Source organism: Streptomyces sp. NPDC057428 (assembly GCF_042803195.1).
GTDB lineage: Bacteria > Actinomycetota > Actinomycetes > Streptomycetales > Streptomycetaceae > Streptomyces.
Genome location: NZ_JBHVCT010000238.1, coordinates 1 through 1,198 on the forward strand (window position 1 = coordinate 1; position 1,198 = coordinate 1,198).

1 protein-coding gene is annotated in these 1,198 nt (G+C 71.3%); it reads right to left on the bottom strand.

The window, feature by feature from the left end; all coding sequences use genetic code 11:
* On the bottom strand, positions 1 to 1,097 hold a 1,097-nt coding region (locus ACFU5K_RS31990; RefSeq protein WP_384068280.1), incomplete at its 3' end, for a transposase.
* Positions 1,098 to 1,198 lie beyond the last annotated feature (101 nt).

Genomic DNA, 1,198 nt, shown 5'->3' on the forward strand with positions numbered 1-1,198 from the left:
GCGCCGTATGCGGTGTCCCGGAACAGCTCCTCGATCTTCGTGCGGCGTCGGAACTCCCACTCCGCTGTCGCGATGTCCTCGTCCAGGTCGAGGACCTCGTCGGTAGCGATGAAGGAGTAGGCGTAGGCCGCGTCCGAGACGCCGTCCAGGACGAGGGTGAGCTGGTCCTTGCCCACGGTGCGGGAGCGGCGTGAGCGCGGATCCGCGGACAGGGCGTCGGCGTCGTAGCGGACCCGGCGGGCGATCACCTTGGTGCCCTCGGGCCAGCCGGCCGGCGTGTAGTCGATCAGTGCGACCTGGGCGTCGTCGTAGTCGATGGCACAGATCCAGTCGTCCTCATGGACCCGGGACACGGCCCGCCAGAGCGGCCCGGTGCGGGGCACCGCGAGCCGGAACACCGCCTCGCGTGCCGTGATCCGGGCCGCGACGGTGCCGGAGTAGTAGCCCGAGTCGCCCTGGACGAGGATCTGTCCGGTCGCCCCGGTGGCGCGGACGGCGTCGATGGCCCGGTCGATCTGGTCGGGGGCCAGGGTCCGGCCGTCCGAGCGGCCATCGCCCAGGTCCGCGGCCAATACGGTGCCCATCTGCGCCCAGTGGCAGGCGTGAACCCGTCCGGAAACCTCACCCTTGTAGGAACGGACCACTTGTTCCTTGCGGGTGGAGTACACCTCGATGTCCTTGGCGTCCACGTCGATGGTGACCGGCCCCGCCAGGACCCGGGCCCGCTCGGCGACCGCCAGCGCGGCAAGAGCACGGCCGGTCAGCTCCGCGCACGCGATCTCGATGCCCTCGCGCTGGGCCTGCCCGAACCGGGCGGCCAGGGTGGCGGCCGTGGTCGCCGCCGGCACCGGCGCGGGCAGCAACCCCTCGCCCACCACATCGGCCCGCAGCCGGTCGAACCCGACCAGATGATCCTCGCCGGTCAGCTGCACAGCGGCCGTCGCGAGCGCGAACTCGCCACCCGACAGACCCCGGTCGCGTGTCTTGACCGGCCCAATCCCCGCGTCCAGTACGGCGGTGATGCCCAGGGCCCGGTCCAGCTCGGCCACCAGCAACAGCCCACCGTTCTCCGTCACCGAGGCGTCCGGATCACCCACCTGCGCTCTCACCCTCGACCACCGCTTGCCGGGGGTGCGAGAGGCGGTACGACGACGCGATATCTTCTTCACTCGGCAGGTGCACTTTCATGGGCGAGTCG